This window comes from Enterococcus sp. M-BR2, from assembly GCF_056612775.1.
The window spans coordinates 810188-829660 of record NZ_CM152743.1; the positions used below are offsets into that span (position 1 = coordinate 810188).

Consider the following 19473-nt stretch of genomic DNA (forward strand, 5'->3'; position numbering starts at 1 on the left):
AGAAACAAGGAGAAGAAAAAATGAAGAAAAAAAGATTGTTTGCTCTAATAACTAGCGTCTTTTTTATTTTAAGCGCTTGCGGTACAGCTGCCGCTAACCAAGAAGATCACAGCTGGAGTAATGTGAAAAAAAAGAAAGAATTGGTAGTAGCAACTTCTGGCACACTATTTCCCGCTTCTTATTATAATGATCAAAATGAATTAGTTGGTTATGACGTAGACTTGGCGAAAGAGGTAGCCAAACGTTTAAATGTCAAAATCTCCTTTAAAGAATACAATGTGGATGGACAAATCACTTCTGTTTCAAAAGGAGAATCAGATTTTGCTGCGAACGATTTTGGTATCACAAAAGAAAGAGAAAAAAAATTCTCCCTTTCAGAGCCTTTCAAATATTCATTTGACAGTATGATCGTACGAAAAAAAGATGATTCAGGAATCCACTCACTTGATGATCTTAAAGGAAAAAAAGCAGCTGGCGAACCCAATACTAGCTATATGCGTTTAGCGGAAAAACACGGAGCTAAATTAGTTACTTACGATAACGCCACGAATGATCAATATTTAAGCGATGTAGCAAACGGTCGAACAGACGTTATTCTAAATGATTATTATTTGCAGAAAATGGCCGTATCTGCTTTACCAGATATCCCCGTAAAAATCTTGGAGAACGTTTATTTCAATGAAAACGAAAGTGGTTTTTTATTGAAAGAAGGAAATGATGCTTTGAAAAAGAAAATCGATGGCGTATTAAAAGAGATGAAAGAAGATGGGACGACAAAGAAAATATCTGAAAAATATTTTCAAACTGATGTTTCAGTCAAACCGAAAGAAACGATGACTGAGTCGGTGAGTGATTGATGTACTTTCCTCTCATTGATTTTTCCCTCATGTGGACTTCACTTCCTTTCGTACTGCAAGGCTTGGTATACACATTAGGGATCGGCTTCGTGTCTTTTGTTTTAGGAAACTTGGTAGGGTTGCTTTTGACAGTTCTAGGTCTTTTGGATTGGCTACCTCTGAATGTATTTATTCGTTTTTATTTATCGTTCTTTAGAGGTATTCCCGCACTAGTCTTGCTGTTCTTGTTATATTTCGGGTTACCTTATCAATTAAGTGCCTTAACGGCTTCAGTCATCTGCTTCACGATTACCAGCAGTGCATTTATTGGTGAAATCTATCGAGGATCACTAGCAGGCGTTTCTTCAGGTCAGTGGGACGCTGGTTTAGCTTCTGGTTTTTCTTTCTTTGGGGTATTGAAATATATCGTTTTACCGCAAGCCTTTCGAATCTCGGTACCGGCACTCAGTAACGTAGCTATGGATTTAGTGAAAGGTACCTCATTAGCGGCAACGATCACAGTGCCAGAAATATTTCAAAAAGCAAAGATCATAGGTGGTCGGACATTCGACTATTTTTCTCTCTATATTTTAGTTGCACTGATTTATTGGATCATTTGTATCGGGATCGAAAAAGTGCAACAGTATTTAGAAAAACGTTCCGTCCATCAGTCAATCTGAAAAATAGAAATGGTGCTAACGTGACAAGCATCATTTCTATTTTTGTTTCTTGTGTATTCTGTCTAGTATTTTAAAATCATTTCATGTAAAATGTAAGACGAAAATATGTTCGGAGGTAAAAACATGAAGACCCCGCTAACCATCGAAATAGAATCCTCATTATACCAATATTGCATCGAGCAGGGCGGCTTAGTCGTAGAAGAAGTCACGATGCCTGATGACCAAGGAATTGTAGATACGCTTAGCTGCTTGACAAAATTTGATGGCAGCCGAGAATGGCGATGCTATGAGCTGAAAGTGACAAAAGCAGATTTTCGTTCTACAGCCAAACTGTCATTTGTCGGGCATTATAATTATTTTGTTTTGCCAAGTAAACTATATGAAGAAGTGAAAACAGAGATCCCTACAGGAATAGGTGTACTAGTATATCGCCCGTACACGATCGAAGAGGAAATGCCTGCATCTGGTACATTTATGATTGCGAAAAAAGCAGCAAAGAAGGAGCTTGCTGTACCGGAAGAAGCTTTGACAAACCGTTTTATGGCTTCTTTATTCAGAGAAGTAAGAAAAGCAAAGCAAATGGAGCGAGGCGTAAAATATTTTCCAACAGATCAATTGTACAAAGAATTGAAAAGACGTTCAGAAAACCAAGATCCCTTTTCTAACGAACGATACTATGAACGATTTTTAGAAGAAATAGCTAGTCAGGCAATCAATGAGTTGCAAGAAGAAGTTGCTGCGCTTCAACATGATTATGAATACTTAAGGCAACAACAGCAGATCCGGCGGTTGCCCACAGAGCCATTGGAGTGAAAAATATGTACTATCCTTATTTAAGAGGAAAACAATTTGACCTATTAGCATTAAAAGAAGCATTGTCGCGAGGATTGCTCTCCAATAAAATCCAACCGGTAATCGAACCAGTACGTGATTCCGCTACGCTTAAAAACGTGATCGAATTATTTCAAAAAAAGCACCATCCAATCGCTGTAATCCAAAATCCCCAAGTAGGACAATTCAAATTATTCGATCAGCATGTGCACAGTTGGACAGTCAAAGAACATAGCTCTGTCGTCTCTGCACAGATTTTAACGCCAGAAAATCTTAACGACGTACTGGATTCACCTCCAACATTTCTTGTATTCGATGGACAACACTATCCAAAAGACGCAGAGGTGTGGAAACAGCTGGCAGGAGTCGATTCGAAATTCTTGATACCAGATGCTAGTCGCTTTCGCATCTGGCTGCCCGAAAATAAAATTGTGATCCGTGACTCTTTTCGAACGAGAAAGCATGTTGAAAGTTATACAGATAAAGCAGACGATTTTTTTAGTGATGACTATCTTTTTTTCCACGAAGACGGATATAGTGGATTTTCTGATTTCACGATCGAAGGCAGCCGTTATTTCGATAAAGGGTTTCCTAGCCGAGCGCTTGCTATCCATCTAACGTATATCGATGCTTACGGTAATATCCGCGTAAAGCATTTTGTCTCTGACAGTAATGATTCCGCTAAAAATCAAGCATTGAAGTTTCTTGAAGCAGGAGATAAAATGAAAAAATGGATCATGCGTCACCATCATCAGCTCTTAATCACATCAGGAATGATTGAATTACTGGCTCTCTACCAGCAACAAAAATTTCCAGGACTCGGAGTATTGAAAAAATGGTCCCTAATGCATCATTTGGAACTTATCAGTCAACTACTGGATCATCCAAAAAATTGGCTTAGAAGTTATTCAAAAGTTCCTGAACTGTATGAAGTGATTCAAAAATTAGAGAATATAAATGAAAAAGAAACAGAAAAGAGGTAACTGGATATGTATATTCGGTTAACAAGAAAAGAAGAAGTAGAAGAAGTGGTAAAAATTATTGATGCTGCAGCGGAATTTATTGCTTCGCAAGGCTCTCCCCAATGGCAGAACGGGCAGAAACCAACAAAAGAAACGATTTTGAACGATATTGAAAGAAAAGAAAGCTATGTATTAATAGTCGAAGATCAAATTGTTGGAACAGCTGCATTAGTCTCAGGCGTGGATCCCGTTTACACAAAAATAGATGGTAGTTGGAAAGAATCAACTGGTCCTTATTTATCGATTCATCGTGTTGCTTTAGCAGAAAGTACTCGAGGAAAAAAACTAGCAAAACCGTTCTTAGAACATTTGTTGACGATTGCAGCCAGCAAAGATATTCAAGATGTCCGTATCGATACTTATCCAGCTAATGAACCGATGGAAAAGACCATCTATTCTGCTGGATTCACTTATCAAGGAATGATTGAATTCCCTTTTGAACATGGTGAAAGAAAAGCGTATCAAAAAATAATCAAGTGAGTATAAAAGCATCTTCACAAGGATGAAGACTTAATAATATGAAAAAACAACTAGCTGATTGCTAAGAGATTGGGACAGTAGTGGTGAGCTTCAAGAAATAATTTTCGAAGAAGCTACTTCTGAAACACCGTTCATCGAGAGGTCGTGACACCATTTTTGTCGCGGCCTCTCAGCTTATCTTATGGCTATTTAGCTAATCTGTTTCTATCAATAATCCTTTTTTTATTTTATCTACTGCTTCTTGGAACGCTCCATCGTTTGATACGACTAAAAGTGTGGGAATAGCTGTCAACCGTTCCAGTTGAGCTAAGTCTTTCGCATAAACTGCCATTCTGGCCAAAATCTGTTCGGGTGAATCTCCACGCTTTTTCAGGCGCGATTGTAATGTTTCTTTAGAAATCGTAATAAAGATCGGACGGACTACCGTGCCAAAATACTCGTATAAATGCCAAAAACCATTTGCCGTCAAAACGGCATAACAATTTCCTTCCTTCAGTTTTTTGGTAATCTCTGCTTTGCTGGAACCATATTTATGTTGAGCATATTGATCCCACTCTGCAAACTCGTCTCGCTTGATCATCTGATTGAATGCATCGTCAGATACAAAATAATAATCCTCTTGATCTTTTTCTCCAGGTCTTGGTGATCGATTCGTGTAAGTAATGATCTTTTGTTCGGGCTGAAAAACAGCTTCTGCGAGTGAAGTTTTCCCAGAACCAGAAGGTCCGATAAACACATAGCAATAATTCATCATCATTTCTCCTTTGATATTTGAGCAACTGAAAAAGCTTTGGAAATATTTCCAAAGCTTTTGAAAGCAACGTCGCTTTTTTTGTTTATTATACCAGTAATCCAGTCACAATAGCACTTAAAAAGCTGACTAAAGTCGCTGTTAGCAAAATTTTCAATCCGTGTTTTGCGACAAGATTTCCTTTTTCTTCATTTAATCCCTTCATCGCGCCAGAAATGATCCCGATAGAAGAGAAGTTGGCAAATGAAACAAGGAAAACAGATATGATCGCTGTTGTGCGTTCAGTAAAATGGAAATGACCGTTAGCTAATTCTGTCATAGCAACAAATTCATTTGTAACCAATTTAGTCGCCATGATACTACCAGCATCCACTGCTTCTTTCCATGGGATTCCACTGATGAAGGCAAGAGGGGCAAAGATATAACCTAAGATCTCTTGGAAAGTAATACCGAATATCCCGTGAAAGATAGCATTGATCATGGCAATCAAGGCAACGAATCCGATAAGCATAGCAGCAACCGTGATTGCCACATGGAAACCATCAAGAATGTATTCTCCCAACATTTGGAAAAAGGTCTGTTCTTTGTTTTCTTCAATAATTAGTTCGTCTTCTTTTTCTTCTAATACATAGGGATTCACAATCGAAGCCAGAATATATCCGCCAAATAAATTCAAAACAAGGGCAGTGATCACATATTTAGAATCGATTAGTGCCATATAAGATCCGACGATTGACATAGACACTGTAGACATAGCCGAGACACTCATGGTGAATAAACGTTTCTCAGATAAGAAAGGTAATTCCTTCTTTATGGAAATAAATACTTCCGATTGCCCTAAAATAGCAGAAGCTACTCCATTGTAGGATTCTAATTTGCCCATTCCGTTGATTTTACTTAACCCAAGACCAACGGCTTTCATAAACAATGGAAGAATTTTGATGTAACGTAAAATCCCGATAATAGCAGAAATAAATACGATTGGCATCAATACGGAAAGAAAGAAAGGTGCACTTCCTTTATTTGCTACACCGGCAAAAACAAAGTCAACACCCTGCCCAGCAAAAGCAAGAAGATGATCAAACATTTTTGCCAATACAGAAACAACCGCTGTACCAAAAGTTGTACGTAATAATACGAAACCAAGAACAAGCTGTAAAACGAACATCACAATTAGTGGTTTCAATTTGATTGCTTTTTTGTTGCTGCTGATCAAAAAAGCAAGACCTAATGTGACAAATAAACCAATAATACCTAATAAATAACTCAAATAATCACTCCTATTCCAAATTCCGTTTTATTTTACCTGTTTTGTAAATAAAATACTAATCTTTAGTGAAATTTTCATTACTTTTTTAGAGTAAAACGCATTCATTTCCCATTAGAATACAAAGCAACCAAAATAAATTAAAAAAACAGATAAAAGACGCTAAAAAAACTGATGTTCCATTGTTTTTTCGTATTTCAAATAGAGAGGGAAAGTAAGTGAAAGTATGTGAAATAAAATTTATCCTATTCTTGTTTTTTCTTTCAAACTGAATATCCCTCAAGAAGGGACAAGAAGTGTATCCACTTAGTAATGGCTATAAAAAAACGAAACTATTGTTTAAGCTAATGCTAATAGTTTCGTTTTCAACCTTTATAAGTGAGTTTTTTCTATTGGTAGTATAGATTTTCTGAAGGGTAAACAGGTGCGCAAGTAATATCGATTCCTAGTTTTTTCAATGTTTGTTCATCATTTTTATTGACCATCACAGTGGAGTGGGCTTGTGCTCCCTCAAGTTCAGCTAGTTTATCATAAGCAACTTGAGCGATTGGATTCGTTACTGCACTGATTGATAAAGCGATCAAAACCTCATTGATGCTTAGTGCATCCAAAGAGGAATGAAGTGTCTTTGACTTCAATCCTTGTATTGTTTCAAGAACTAATGGTGATAATAAAGGAATGCCATCTGCAATATGCGCTAAATGTTTTACTGCATTTAAGATGACTGCCGCTGACGCATCCATCAATGAGCTTGTACGTCCAGTAATAATGATTTCATCTGGTAATTCGATGGCAATCACAGCAGAAGGATCTTTTGTAGGACTTTGTGCTTGAATTTTATCTGCATAATCATGGGCAGGAACGACAACGTTTCGGTCTTCAGGGCGTAATCCGACTTCTTCCATAATCAGTTTGATTCGATTAACTGCTTCTTCGTCAATCAATCCTTTTTTGAAGTCACACTCTGTTTGGAAATAGCGGCGGATGATTTCTTGTTTAGAAGCTTCTTGGACAACCGCATCATCCACGATACCAAATCCTACACGATTCACACCCATGTCAGTAGGAGATTGATAAACAGATTCTTTACCAGTAATTTTTTCAATAATACGTTTGATTACAGGGAAGGTTTCAACATCTCGATTATAATTTACAGCTACTTTATTGTAGGCGTCAAAGTGGAAGGAATCGATCATATTGACATCCTTCAAATCGACTGTGGCTGCTTCATAGGCAATGTTCAATGGATGTTTCAACGGAACGTTCCATACTGGAAAAGTTTCGAACTTGGAGTAACCAGCTGCATGTCCTTTTTGGCTTTCATGATACAGTTGGTTCAAACAAGTAGCGAGTTTTCCGCTTCCTGGTCCAGGAGCTGTCACTACAACGATTGGTTTAGCTGTTTCAATGTATTCGTTTTTCCCAAACCCATCTTCTGAAACGATTTTTTCTACGTTGACTGGATAGTCTTCGATTTCTGAATGTTTATAGACTTTGATATTTCGTCTTTCTAGTTTATTGATAAAGACTTTCGTGGCAGGCTGGCCGCTATAGCGAGTGATAACGACACTGTTGATCAATAATCCATAACCGCGTAATTCATCAATCAGTCGCAAGATATCCATATCATAAGTAATCCCATAATCACCGCGGATCTTATTACGTTCAATGTCTCCGGCATAGACGCAAATCAGTATTTCAGCCTGATCTTTTAATTTTTGTAGCAATTTGATTTTCGCATCTTCTTCAAATCCTGGAAGTACACGTTTTGCATGTTTGTCATCCACTAGCTTTCCACCAAATTCCAAATATAATTTATCATAGTGGTTCACTCGTTCCAAAATATACGCGGACTGCTCTTCAATATATTTCTCTGAATCAAAACCAATTTTTTTCACTGGGTTCCCTCCTTAAGTACTAAAGCATTTTTTCATTTTTTTTTGGATTCGTCAACTGGAAGAGTAAAATTCCTCAAAAAAACAAAGAAAATGATTTAAACCAACTTGTCTAGATAGTTATTCATTGGTATGATAGTTTTTGATAAGGAAGGTGCTACATGAAAAAAAGACAGAAAAAGAAAAACGCATATAAACACTATATCCGTTCGATTTTTACCGGTTATGAAAAAATGCTTGAAGATCCCGAATTAGAACAATTGACGTTTACTTATTTAAACGAAGAAACGCAACTAACTCGTGATGACCATCAGCGCATTCATTTCACAACAAGAGATCTGCCTAGTAAATAAAAGAATATGATAAAAGTCATTGTATTCGATTCTGTCCTATCAGATGAATCAGATATCAAAGACTAGTTGATCGAAAAAAAGGCTGTGCCAAATTTTGGTGCAGCCTGTTTTATGGAGCATTGCCCGCTCTTTTTTATAACAATTTTTTACAGAAAATGGTACTATTGAAGTATTAATAAGTGAAAATCAGATGAGTAAGAGGAGGCAAGTAGTATGAAAGAGCCAGATACAAACACAAATTACGAGCAAGGCGAACTAGAGGAGACGAGCACGAATCAGGATACAGCAAAAGAATCGTCTTCTTTTTATGATATCAAAGAAAAAGCAAGCATGAATCTTTCCCAATTATTAGAAGATTTACAAGCTTTTGAAAAAGCTGTCCGCGAAGAAGATATTCCTGAGATCTACCGTTTGTACAACGGCAGATTGAACGAAGAATTAAAACGAAGCTCAAATGAAAATCACGAGATTGACCAATTGCTGATGCGTAAGATCCATGATCGTTTTTTGCAAGAATTTCCTTTTATGGAACAAGTAGAAAGCATCTCACCAACGATGAGCTATTACAAAATCGGCACTTATTACCATGATCGCCCTACAATTGGTATCGATGCAAGTTTGCCAGAAATTTTTGTTTTGCCTAAGATCGATGAAGAGTGGGAGAAATATTCCCAACCGGAGACAACGGACTATGACAAAAAAATCAATGAGCTAGACGCAAAGGTGATCACAGCTCAGACAGAGATTGAACGTCTAAACGAACAGATAAAAGAAATCAATCGGCAGATGACTGATTTGGATGATAATAAAGGATTCTTGAATCGTAAGAAAATCGAGGAAGAAATTCAAGAATTAGAGAAGAAGAAGCAAGTGCTATCTAATGAAAAATTAGGCTGGCTTCCTTATATCGAGACACCTGAAACAATCCAACAGCAAAAAGAAGCATTGAAACAAGAAGCAAGAGCGGACCAACTTCGCGCAGCCATCGTAGAAAAAGAGCAACGGCAAATCAGTCGCTATTTCGGTAGCAAAGAGGGGTTTGGTCAAGCAATCCATGAATTCTTGATGAATTATCTTGGTAATGAAAATCCTAATAATCAATCTAATGAAGGAGGTTCCGAGTATGAATGAACACGATGAAGCAGAATGGACAAAAAATGAATCACAGACAGAAGATCATGAAGAAACGAACACTTCATTAGAGGAACAAACCAGTAAGCCACTGGATGACACAGAAGAAGTCCTTATGCCAGAAGAAACAAAAATCCATGAAAAAGAAAAAGTAACTCCGACAAATACGGATACTTCAGAAAACACCCATGCTTATGAAGTATCTGAAAATCCCGGATATTTAGAAGGAAAAGAGCAAGATTATCAAGATATCGTCAGTTTGATTGAAACAGCGGAAGCAGAATTAGCGGATTTACGTATGAGAAAATATTTGATTGAATCAGATTTTCCCGAATTATTAGAATCATATGACCGCTTTATATTGAATGAAGAACCGATCTCAACGATTGGAAAAACAAGTCTGATCGAATACTTCACATATGAATTACTGAAACCGTTGAATGATATTGGTCTGGAACGATCAAATTCAGCTTATGACACATGGAAAACAAGACATTTCTCTATCAATTATACGTTGAATGGACAAAACGAATTAGTCTTTTCCTTTGTATTACCGACCATCGATCAACGATACCAAGTGGAATCGATGAGTCTTCTAAATGTATCACCAGAGACGATGGAAATCGATGTCCAGGATGATCGAGTGCTTTCTTTGATCCGATACTGGTCAGTTGATCGAGTATTCTCAGCAGGACAGATTACGATCTTCAATCACAAATTGAATCAATTATTAGCCCATGCTAGAATGCTTGGTTTTACAGTTAATCAGACACTACTAGACAATACGAAGCCACTTCGTTTGAACCTTCAGAGCGAATTTGAATTGACGAATGAAGTATTGGATGATATTTTTATCGTGGCGATGAAAAATCCCTCCTATGATATGGAAAAGATCAACGAAACTACTTATCAAGTACGATTAGATAAAGGACAGTCTTTAACGATAGCAACAAACGAAAAAGATCAAACGGTCTTGTCGATCTCATCTGGAGATTACCCACGATCCGTCATTGATTTCTTTATCAATTACGAATTCTTGGTTCCGTTAATGGTGAGAAAGTCCTGATTGGATAAGTTGGATTACCAGAGGTCATTCAGATAATTCTGTTCCAAAGGACTTGCGGCAGTTATCCAGAATAATTGTCACAAGTCTTTTCTGTATGTACTGAATGAACGTGAATCATCTGCTGGTGAAGGAGGAGTTACATCAAGAATGACCACAAATAAAATCGCCCAGCTTAGCTTATTGTCTGCTGCTTGTGTAGCAGGTAGGATCGCTTTTCAATTTATTCCGAATTTCCAGCCAATGACTGCTATTTTTTTATTTATAGTACTTTACTTAAGCTTGAAAGATGCGCTAATTGTCATGAGTCTTTCTATCGCAATCAGCAGTTTTTATTTTGGTGTGGGTCCATGGGTCATCGGTCAGTGGCTCAGCTATACCGTCGTTCTGGCGTTGTTTTCAATTTTCTACTCGAGAAGAACAATTCAAAGGAGTCTCTGGTTAAAAGGAACCTGCTTTTTTCTAGCAGGTATAGTTTATGGAATAGGGATGACTGTTTTCGATACGCTGCTCTATCATTTACCTCAACCTTGGGTCTATTACCTTCAAGGGGTATCGTTTGATCTGATGCACAGTATAGGTAATGTTGTGTTCTTCCTTATTTTTCTGCCAGTCGTCAAACGTTTTTACAATCATTCAGGAGGAAAAAATGAAAAAAATAATTTATAGTCTGCTTGCAATGAGTGTCAGTGTACTCATGTTGACAAGTTGTAGTACAACCAAAACACCATCGACTTCAAACCAAAAGGAGGAAGTAAAAACATCGCAAAAAGCAACGATCACGTTACAAGAAAATGGTCAAAACTTTTTGAAAAAAGAAGTGACTTTCAAAAAAGGAGAAACTTTACTGACTATTTTGAAACAAAATTTTGAAGTCGAGGAAAATGATGGCTTCATCACTTCGCTTGAAGGGCATTCTCAGGATGAAAAGAATCAAACCTATTGGATGTTTACTGTGGATGGGAAAAGTGCTACTACTGGGGCAAAAGAGATCGAATTGAACAATGGACAATCGGTCATTTTCAATTTATCTAAATTATAAGTTTCATAAAAACTGTTAAAGGGCGGATATTGCTGCTCTTTAGTCAGTTCACTTGATGAAAGAAGGAAAAGAATATGAAAAATTTTAAAAAAAGCGGAATGTTTTCCGTAATTGCTGCTCTAGGGGCTAATATTCTAGTTGCTATCAGCAAATTTATCGGCTATGCAATCAGTGGCAGTGCCGCCATGCTGAATGAAAGCATCCATAGTATCGTTGATTGTAGTAATCAGATTTTGCTGCTATTTGGCGATAAACAAGCTAATAAAGGTCAGAGCGACTTGCATCAATTTGGTGAAGGTCGAGCAAAATACTTTTTTAGTACGATCGTCGCAATGATGCTTTTCTTCGGTGGGGGAGCACTAGGGGTGATGGAAGCTTTTGAAAAATTGACGCATCCATCCCATGAAGTTGGTAATCCAATCATTGTCATTGCCATTTTGTTATTTGGTTTGGTAATCGAAGGAAGTTCTTTGCGTGTCGCAATGAAGGAAATCAAAGAATTGAATACTGAAAATCTTTCCACGATGCGCTTTTTGCGCGAAAGTCGACATAGTGAAATACTGATTATATTTACGGAAGACTTGTGTGCTGTAATCGGTTTGGTCTTGGCTTTAGCGGGAACAATCTTGACTTATGCAACCGGGATTGCTGCATTTGATGCTATCAGCGGATTAATGATCGGTTTCTTACTGATGGGAGCTGCGATTTTCCTAGCAAAAGAATTTTATAGTCTGATCATTGGTGAAAGTGTGACAGCAAGCGATTTATCAAAAATCAAGTTAGCCTTTGAACGACCTGAGATCAGTCGGCTAATTGATATCAAAACCGTTCATTTAAGTCCAACGGAAATTTTAGTCGCTGCAAAAGCAGATATTGTTGGAAACAAAGAAAATGAAACGTATTCGATCATCAATGATATTGAAAAAAATATGCGCCAGTCTCTTCCTGACAAGAAGATGTATATATACATTGAAACAGATAAATATGACCCAAATTATTCTCACAAATAAAACGTATGTTCATGAATTGAATCAAAAATGAGAAATATATAATCTTGTTTTTAAATAAAACGGCTACAATTTAGCGAATTTATGTTACAATGAGTCCGCTGTTTATTTGTTGTAATTAAAGGAGATATTTTAATGAACAAAAAGAAGAGTGCGCCATGGCTTCAAGCTTTGCATGCAGTGATGCCGCTTTGTATAAGCTATATACCAGTGGGATTAGCTTGTGGAGTATTGTTGCAAAAAGTTGGATTTGATCCTCTCTTATCAGGGCTGTTATCGATTCTGGTCTTTTCCGGCGGCGCGCAGTTTTTAGTTGCATCTATGCTTACGACGCAAGCATCATTTGCAACGACATTATTGATGGTTTTCTTTTTAGAATTACGCTATACATTATTAGGAGCAAGTCTTGCCGGTTTTATGAAAAAAGAAAAGCGGACGTTTTTAGCTGTCTTTTCTCAATCACTGAATGATGAAAACTATGCGGTGAACTACTTAAAGTTCTCAACTGACCCCTCTTGGAACAAAAGAAAGGCTTTATATGTCAATTGGTTCTCAATGGCTGCATGGGCCGGTAGCAACATGATCGGTAATTTTTTTGGCTCGGTGATTCGAGTAGATGCTGACCTTGTCCATTTTGCTTTGACTGCTATGTTCATTTTTATGTTTGTCATGCAAATGAAAAACGCACTACTGATCTTTACAGGTTTGTTTTCAGGTGTATTAGGGGTGATCTTCATGGTATTATTCCAAAACACATTCGGCTTGATTGCAGCTACTGTTATTGCTTCATTTGCCGGATTCATGCTGGAGAAGGCATTTAAAAAAGAAAAAGCCAAGAAACTAAGGGATCGCGGCAAAGATGTCAATGAACCGCTCTTCAACTTCCCAGAACAGGAGGCCAACCATCATGACTAAACTATATTTGCTGTTTTTAGTTGCTTGTCTGTTCATCGTTGCGTATATCCCGCGCTTGTTCCCGATGCTTTATTTTACTCATCGAAAAGTGCCATCTTGGTTTAGTGACTGGATGAAGTATGTACCAGTAGCATTGTTTGCGGCGTTAGCTTTCAAAGATGTCTTCATTACTCATGAACATCTGGATATTGCTTGGAATATCAAAATAGCTGCAATGATTCTAGTAGCAGGTGTGGCTTACAAAACACGTTCGATGGCGTTGTCAGTTTTGACAGGACTTGCGTCTGTCTTTTTACTGTCCATGCTTTAAACTGTTTTATTCCCTAAAAAACAGAGATTGCGACATAAGTTGTTCAAACTGATCTATCCAAACTGCATTTGCATCAGCCAATTGTGGATGCAAGTTCATTTGTTCGGATAAAAAGATTAGTGTTGACTTATGATGCAAGCTCTTTTTTGTTTTAAGAATTAAAGAGGGATTTGTCCTTCTATGTTTTTTTGCTATAATAGGGAAGATGTTTATTTTATGAAAGAATAGTTGAGGGAAATTAGATGAATAAAAAATTGATGCAAGGAACATTTTGGCTAACCTTTGCTAATCTTCTATGTAAAGTTTTAGGGGTAGTCTATTTGATTCCCTGGCTGAGTATGATGGGGAACAATCAAGATGGTATGCTTGCTACGACATTATACAATGTTGGCTATCTTCCATATGGATTGTTCCTGATGCTTGGTACAGTCGGATTTCCAAATGCGATTGCAAAAAAAGTAGCTGTAGCAACAAAAGAAGGAGATAACGCTGCTTGTCGGCTGATTTTTCGAAGTACGATCAATATCATGTTCGTCATCGGTATCGCCTCTGCTGCGTTGATGTATTTATTTGCTCCTTTATTAGCCGGAATCAGTCCAATCGCTAACGTTAACAACGGGATATTAGCTATCCGAAGTTTATGCCCATCTTTGGTTGCTATCCCGATTTTGAGTGCAATGAGAGGATACTTCCAAGGGAAAAACGATTTACGACCTTATGGAACTTCTTTGATTATTGAACAAGCTGTACGAGTGATCGTTATCTTGGCTGGTACTTATTACTTGCGCGTATTGACTGACGGAACCATATTAGAAGCTGTATTGATCAGTACAGTTGCTTCTTTCTTCGGTGGGTTAGCTGCGATTATCCATATGTATATCGTCGGACGCAGAAAAGACTTCTTTGAACTTAAAGACTTTTTGATTTCCAGTCGTTACTTCGAAAGAGAAAACCAATCTGCCTCTGTCTCTATCATTCGGGAAACACTACCGTTCATTTTTGTCGGCTCCGTCATTACTATCGTTCAAATGATCGACCAAGTAACGATGAAACCACTGCTTCACTTTTTTCGTCCAGAGATTGCAGATCAGCAACTGGAATTCTTATTCAGTCGTGCTTCTGTTAATCCAAACAAACTGACATTGATCCTGATTTCCATGGTAGGAACAGTTGCTATAAGTAGTTTGCCAATACTAAGCACAATGAAGAAAAAAGATCGTTTACAAATCGAAAAGACAGTAGGAGACAGTTTTTCGATTGCGTTATTGATCCTTCTTCCTTCATTGACCGGGATGTCTTTATTAGCTGGACCGTTATACACATTGTTTTTTGGTTATGATCCTGAAAGTGTTGGTTATTTCCAAATGGCTTTGTTAGCTTCTTTGTTTTTCTCATTATTCACGATCCTATCAACGATGCTTCAATCTCTGAACCACCATCGTTTTGCGATTCGACTAACTGTAGAAGCAATTATCCTGAAAGTCATCTTCCAAGTAATCGGACTAGGTCTAGTTGGCGGATACGGGATGAGCTTATCAAATGGCTTGGCATTCGGTATCGTCTTTGTTCGTGGGTATCACTTTATGTGCAAAGAATACCGAATAGCACCTTTAGCAAAAATCAGCAGTTTTTTCTTAAAAACTTTCCGATCTACCTTGATTATGCTTGCGGTATGTTTCATCATTTTCTTTTTGCTGAATCAGCGATTGCCAATGGAATCAAAAAGTTATGCAATGGTTTATTGTGTGGCTTTAGGAAGTATTGGGGGTTTAGTATTTTTATTTTCTCAATTCGGAAAAAATGGGTTCCGAATGTTGAAAAATGTTAAACATCGTAGCGGAAGCAAAGAATAGGCTAACTAGTCGTCTTTTTGCTGTCACTAGAAAAACGGCAACTCGTATGATTACGCTTGTCGTTTTTCTATTTTCCAATTTTAGTTTCATATCTAATCTTACTTATGATATAGTTATGAGGTCTGGAAAAATTCTTTGAAACGAGGAAATTAAACACATGAAACTTGCAGTAGTTACAGATAGTTCGGCGTATCTGCCGGAACGTATCAAGAACCATCCCGACTTATTCGTGATTCCAATCCCTTTGATTATGGATGGGAAAATTTATAACGAAGGAATCGATATCGAAGCGGATGAATATTATGGACTTTTAAAAAACAGTAAAGATTTTCCTACTACTTCACAACCTGTCGTAGGGGAAGTTTTGGCTTTATATGAGGAATTGAAAGAGAAAGGCTATGACACGATTTTAAGTATCCATCTTTCTTCAGGTATTTCTGGTTTCGTCAACACCTTATTTGCGATGAAAGACGATATCAGTGGAGTAACGGTCATTCCTTATGACTCTAAGATCACTAGTATGCCGATGGGACATATGGTAGAAGCTGCCTTAGACTTAAATGATGAAGGTCAGCCCCTTGATGAGATACTTGCGCATGTCGATCGAATTCGAGATAATACTTACGCTTATCTAATTGTAGATGATTTGAACAATTTAGTACGGGGAGGGCGATTGACCAATGGCGCTGCACTGATTGGTAGCCTATTGAAAATCAAACCGATTCTGACATTTTCTGAAGGAAAAATTGTTTTATTCGAAAAAATCCGTTCAAGTAAAAAAGCATTTGCTCGGGCTGAAGAAATCATTGGCAAAAGAAATAACGAAATACAACCGCCAGTCAAACTTTATGTGATACATGCAAACAATTTAGAAGTAGCGATTGCGGAAAAAGAGAAATTGCAGAAAAAGTATCCAAATGCAGAAATCGAAGTTGGTCATTTTGGACCAGTCATTGGTACACATTTAGGCGAAAAAGCCATCGGCATCGCCATTTCAGCGCAATAATTCCTTTTATTCAAAAAACATACCAAAAATATTCTAACATCATCTTGCTCTTTATTCACGTGATAAATGAACGTGTAGAAGAGCAAGATGATGTTTTTATGTATTTCTAACAAACAGGCTCTTTTTCTTTGCATTTCTCTCTTCAGTCATTTATAATGTCGCATATAGTTTAGTGAATTAGTAAACTACTGATTTACTAATTCACTAAAAATAGAAAGACGAGGAGTTAAAATCATGGAAATACCTACAAATTTAAAACATAAACCAGTGCTCGTTGTAGAAGACTACGATAAAGTTGATGGAAGAAATGCATTGAATACGGACGCAAAAGGTCTTTCTCTAGGTCTCGCTCAATGGAATGACCGTGGAAAAGTCGACATATCAGGCAAAGTATGGCGACATACTGGAGAAAAATGGTCTCGACAATCAGAAGAATTACCAATTACACGTATTTTAGACTTAGCGATCTTAGCTGCACAAGGAAGTTTATACTTCCAAGATGCTTATCGTTATGAAAAATTCTATGATCCAGAAAATCCAGTTGTGGACATCATTGGTTTGCAGGGAAACCGGATGACAGTCGAGGTAGATACCAAAAATCCAAAGATCGATGAAGACATTATTTTGTATTACGATACACTACAAAAAGACGGAGAACTGATTGGGGAACGATTCCGTATTTTAAAACGTCTTTTAGATGAGTTAGGATATTAATAGACAGAGATGATCAAAAGGGGAAGAGAAGTATGGAGAATTTCTCACTAACAGAAAACCGGACCTTTTCACGGCTAGAAAAGCAAATGATCTGGAAGAAACCGAAAAGTCATCGGACAAGTGTAGAAGAGTGGCGGATCGCCTCCGAAATCAAAGAAAATTGGCAAGATCCTGAAATGAAAATCAGTAACGTTCTTTTAGAAGGAGACGCCGGATCGGGTAAGACACAGTTAGCAAAAGCACTATCTGCTGATTTGCAACTTCCCTATACAAAAGTGACATGTTTTGCAGATATGGATAAATCAGATGTGTTCGGCGCCTTATTACCTGTAGTAGATTCCGATAAAGAACAAGACCAAGAATTGCTGGAAGCTATTTACCAAACAGATACACTTGAAGCTGTACTGACACTGATCCAGAACCATTACGGCATTGATTCTTTTTCTGCCAAAGAAAAATTAGCAGAGTTAGTTCAAAGAATCGAAGCCGATTATCCAGATGCAATCCATTATAGTTATTATCCTTCTGAAATCGTTCGAGCGGTTGAAAAAGGATATCTATTAGAGATCCAAGAGCCGACTGTCATCCGTGATGCTTCTGTTCTTGTGGCACTTAACTCAGCGCTCGAACCAAATGGGATGTTGAATTTGCCAACAGGAATCATTCGTCGCCATCCAGATTGTATTATTGTCATTACCACAAATCGAAACTACCAAGGAAATCGACCCTTAAATGAATCCTTAAGAGATCGGATGCAGCATGCGGAAAAAATGGATCTTCCTGCCTTAGAAGTCATGGCAGAACGTGCGATGGCGAAAACCATGATTCAAAATCAAGAACTCCTTATGAAGATGGCAGAGATTATCCGTTTATTGGATGAAACTGCAAAAGCAAATGCCATCAAAGCTGTAGCAGGAATGCGTTCATATTTTTATTGGGCGAATACCTATAAGCAAGGACAAAATTTACTCCAGTCGATTTATCCAAAAGTTTTGTATAAATTATCCACTGATCCAGATGAATTGGCAATCCTTGAGCAAGCTTTGTCTGAGAGTGGATTGTTATTAGAACTTCAAGACATTTTGAGAAAAGAAAAATGGGGCTATCCTCAAATAGAACCTCAATCTGAGCATGCAAAAGGAAGAATTATCAGCGCCGAAGAAGCAAACGAACGAAACATCACTGAAGATGCTGAAGAAACTTTGCGCTTAGATGAAAAGAAACAACTGTCTGATGAAGAACCAAATGTGGAAGAAGAGAGACTAGAGAAAACAACAGAAAAAAACGAGATGCCTCCTCAAATGCAAAAAGAACGCAGGAGCGATATCGAAGGGAAAAATCAGAAGGAACAACAACAAACAGAAGAGGATTCCCAAGAAATGTCTGCTTCTGACATGGAAACACATGATAAGGAAATCAAGAAGCAATTAAATAAAGAAGCGCGGCAAATCATGAAGGAAACGATTCATGAAAAAGAAGGTCTCATCGTTCACCGACCAGCTTTCCAAGGAAAAACGCAAGAAGCACGTGAACTACAAATGCAAGTCATGCCGATAGTAGAATCACTTAGCCGACAAATTTTAGAATTACTGGATAATGAACAAACAGAGACGTACCAAAAGGGAAAATATGAAGGACAGCGGTTTAACGCAAGTAGAGTAGCATATGGTGATTTGAGAAATTTTGACAAAAAGAACCCGCCACATGAGCAACCTTCCTTAGCGGTAGCTGTGCGGATCGATGAATCTGGATCAATGATAAGGGATAATCGGATCGAAGCGGCAAAAAAAGCAGCGATCGCCATTGCCGAATTTGCTAAGAAAGTCGATATCCCCTTGTTGATTTACGGGGATACAGCAGACCGTTCAGCAAGAGAAAAGACTTCTTTGTTTTCTTATAAAGAATTTGAAGACGGGTTTCAATGGTTAAATGAAAAATTAGTCACTATGAAACCAAGACAAAACAATCGTGATGGAGCGGCACTTCGTTTAGCAGCGGAAAAATTAAACAGACAATCCGCCACAACCAAACTGTTGCTTAATATTAGTGACGGTCAGCCAAAGGCGTTGCCAGATTATACTGGCAAAAAAGCAAAAGAGGACATCCAGTCTGTTTTGAAAGAATACGAGCGTCAAGGCATATTATTTGTTTCCGCAGCCATTGGTCAAGACAAAGAAGAGATCAAGTCGATCTACGGTGAAAGCCGTTTTGTAGATATTACTGACCTAAATGAATTTCCCAAGCAAATGATTCAATTGATTGCCCGTTATCTATGATAAAATAAAGCTCAACGAACGCATTTAGCAGATTCGTTGAG

The 19473-nt window shown here is 37.7% G+C and carries 20 protein-coding genes; 17 read left to right on the forward strand and 3 right to left on the reverse strand.

Annotation, left to right across the window (positions count from 1 at the left end; all coding sequences use genetic code 11):
- The first annotated feature begins 20 nt into the window (after positions 1-20).
- The 5 genes from AC1F25_RS03970 (at position 21) to AC1F25_RS03990 (ending at position 3849) form a co-directional block, all read left to right on the forward strand.
- Complete coding sequence (locus tag AC1F25_RS03970) at positions 21-857, forward strand: transporter substrate-binding domain-containing protein (RefSeq protein ID WP_325829896.1); 837 nt, start codon at positions 21-23, stop codon at positions 855-857.
- Entirely contained in the window at positions 857-1516 is a 660-nt protein-coding gene (locus tag AC1F25_RS03975; protein WP_002306693.1) for an amino acid ABC transporter permease, read from the forward strand. The genes AC1F25_RS03970 and AC1F25_RS03975 overlap by 1 nt, the downstream gene beginning before the upstream one ends.
- Before the next feature lie 123 nt (positions 1517-1639).
- Complete coding sequence (locus AC1F25_RS03980) at positions 1640-2329, forward strand: hypothetical protein (protein ID WP_002290743.1); 690 nt, start codon at positions 1640-1642, stop codon at positions 2327-2329.
- A gap of 5 nt (positions 2330-2334) precedes the next feature.
- Entirely contained in the window at positions 2335-3330 is a 996-nt protein-coding gene (locus tag AC1F25_RS03985; protein ID WP_195943507.1) for a sce7725 family protein, read from the forward strand.
- 6 nt (positions 3331-3336) lie between these two features.
- Positions 3337-3849, forward strand: a complete 513-nt coding sequence (locus AC1F25_RS03990; RefSeq protein ID WP_002335053.1) for a GNAT family N-acetyltransferase — start codon at positions 3337-3339, stop codon at positions 3847-3849.
- A 193-nt stretch (positions 3850-4042) separates the two neighbouring features.
- Here AC1F25_RS03990 and AC1F25_RS03995 read toward each other — a convergent pair whose 3' ends face one another.
- The 3 genes from AC1F25_RS03995 to AC1F25_RS04005 form a co-directional block, all read right to left on the reverse strand.
- Complete coding sequence (locus AC1F25_RS03995; protein ID WP_025478124.1) at positions 4043-4600, reverse strand: guanylate kinase; 558 nt, start codon at positions 4598-4600, stop codon at positions 4043-4045.
- A gap of 88 nt (positions 4601-4688) precedes the next feature.
- Positions 4689-5870 carry a NupC/NupG family nucleoside CNT transporter gene (locus AC1F25_RS04000; RefSeq protein ID WP_002314996.1) on the reverse strand — a complete coding sequence of 394 codons (1182 nt, stop codon included), beginning with the start codon at positions 5868-5870 and terminating at the stop codon, positions 4689-4691.
- 386 nt (positions 5871-6256) lie between these two features.
- Positions 6257-7765, reverse strand: a complete 1509-nt coding sequence (locus tag AC1F25_RS04005; RefSeq protein ID WP_086307267.1) for a DUF1846 domain-containing protein — start codon at positions 7763-7765, stop codon at positions 6257-6259.
- A 158-nt stretch (positions 7766-7923) separates the two neighbouring features.
- Here AC1F25_RS04005 and AC1F25_RS04010 point away from each other — a divergent pair, with 158 nt between their 5' ends.
- The 12 genes from AC1F25_RS04010 (at position 7924) to AC1F25_RS04065 (ending at position 19432) form a co-directional block, all read left to right on the forward strand.
- On the forward strand, positions 7924-8115 hold the full coding sequence (locus AC1F25_RS04010) for a hypothetical protein (RefSeq protein WP_002290760.1): 192 nt from the start codon (positions 7924-7926) through the stop codon (positions 8113-8115).
- A 213-nt stretch (positions 8116-8328) separates the two neighbouring features.
- Positions 8329-9246, forward strand: a complete 918-nt coding sequence (locus tag AC1F25_RS04015) for a coiled-coil domain-containing protein (RefSeq protein WP_002306703.1) — start codon at positions 8329-8331, stop codon at positions 9244-9246.
- A complete protein-coding gene (locus AC1F25_RS04020; protein WP_002319942.1) occupies positions 9239-10312 on the forward strand; it encodes a hypothetical protein in 1074 nt (357 codons plus the stop codon). The genes AC1F25_RS04015 and AC1F25_RS04020 overlap by 8 nt, the downstream gene beginning before the upstream one ends.
- 147 nt (positions 10313-10459) lie before the next feature.
- Positions 10460-10978 (forward strand): membrane protein, encoded by a 519-nt coding sequence (locus AC1F25_RS04025; RefSeq protein ID WP_002309234.1) that lies wholly within the window; start codon positions 10460-10462, stop codon positions 10976-10978.
- Complete coding sequence (locus AC1F25_RS04030) at positions 10959-11351, forward strand: DUF4430 domain-containing protein (RefSeq protein ID WP_002316261.1); 393 nt, start codon at positions 10959-10961, stop codon at positions 11349-11351. The genes AC1F25_RS04025 and AC1F25_RS04030 overlap by 20 nt, the downstream gene beginning before the upstream one ends.
- Positions 11352-11425: 74 nt before the next feature.
- On the forward strand, positions 11426-12361 hold the full coding sequence (locus AC1F25_RS04035; RefSeq protein ID WP_479994274.1) for a cation diffusion facilitator family transporter: 936 nt from the start codon (positions 11426-11428) through the stop codon (positions 12359-12361).
- Between the two features lie 132 nt (positions 12362-12493).
- On the forward strand, positions 12494-13273 hold the full coding sequence (locus AC1F25_RS04040; RefSeq protein ID WP_002306712.1) for an AzlC family ABC transporter permease: 780 nt from the start codon (positions 12494-12496) through the stop codon (positions 13271-13273).
- Positions 13266-13583 carry an AzlD domain-containing protein gene (locus tag AC1F25_RS04045; protein ID WP_002290769.1) on the forward strand — a complete coding sequence of 106 codons (318 nt, stop codon included), beginning with the start codon at positions 13266-13268 and terminating at the stop codon, positions 13581-13583. The genes AC1F25_RS04040 and AC1F25_RS04045 overlap by 8 nt, the downstream gene beginning before the upstream one ends.
- A gap of 242 nt (positions 13584-13825) precedes the next feature.
- Positions 13826-15436, forward strand: a complete 1611-nt coding sequence (locus AC1F25_RS04050; RefSeq protein ID WP_479994275.1) for an oligosaccharide flippase family protein — start codon at positions 13826-13828, stop codon at positions 15434-15436.
- Positions 15437-15593: 157 nt separating this feature from the next.
- A complete protein-coding gene (locus tag AC1F25_RS04055; RefSeq protein ID WP_002290771.1) occupies positions 15594-16442 on the forward strand; it encodes a DegV family protein in 849 nt (282 codons plus the stop codon).
- A 234-nt stretch (positions 16443-16676) separates the two neighbouring features.
- Positions 16677-17156, forward strand: coding sequence for a DUF6530 family protein (locus AC1F25_RS04060; protein WP_002290778.1), 480 nt, complete (start codon positions 16677-16679; stop codon positions 17154-17156).
- A 32-nt stretch (positions 17157-17188) separates the two neighbouring features.
- Positions 17189-19432 carry an AAA family ATPase gene (locus tag AC1F25_RS04065; protein WP_479994276.1) on the forward strand — a complete coding sequence of 748 codons (2244 nt, stop codon included), beginning with the start codon at positions 17189-17191 and terminating at the stop codon, positions 19430-19432.
- Positions 19433-19473 lie beyond the last annotated feature (41 nt).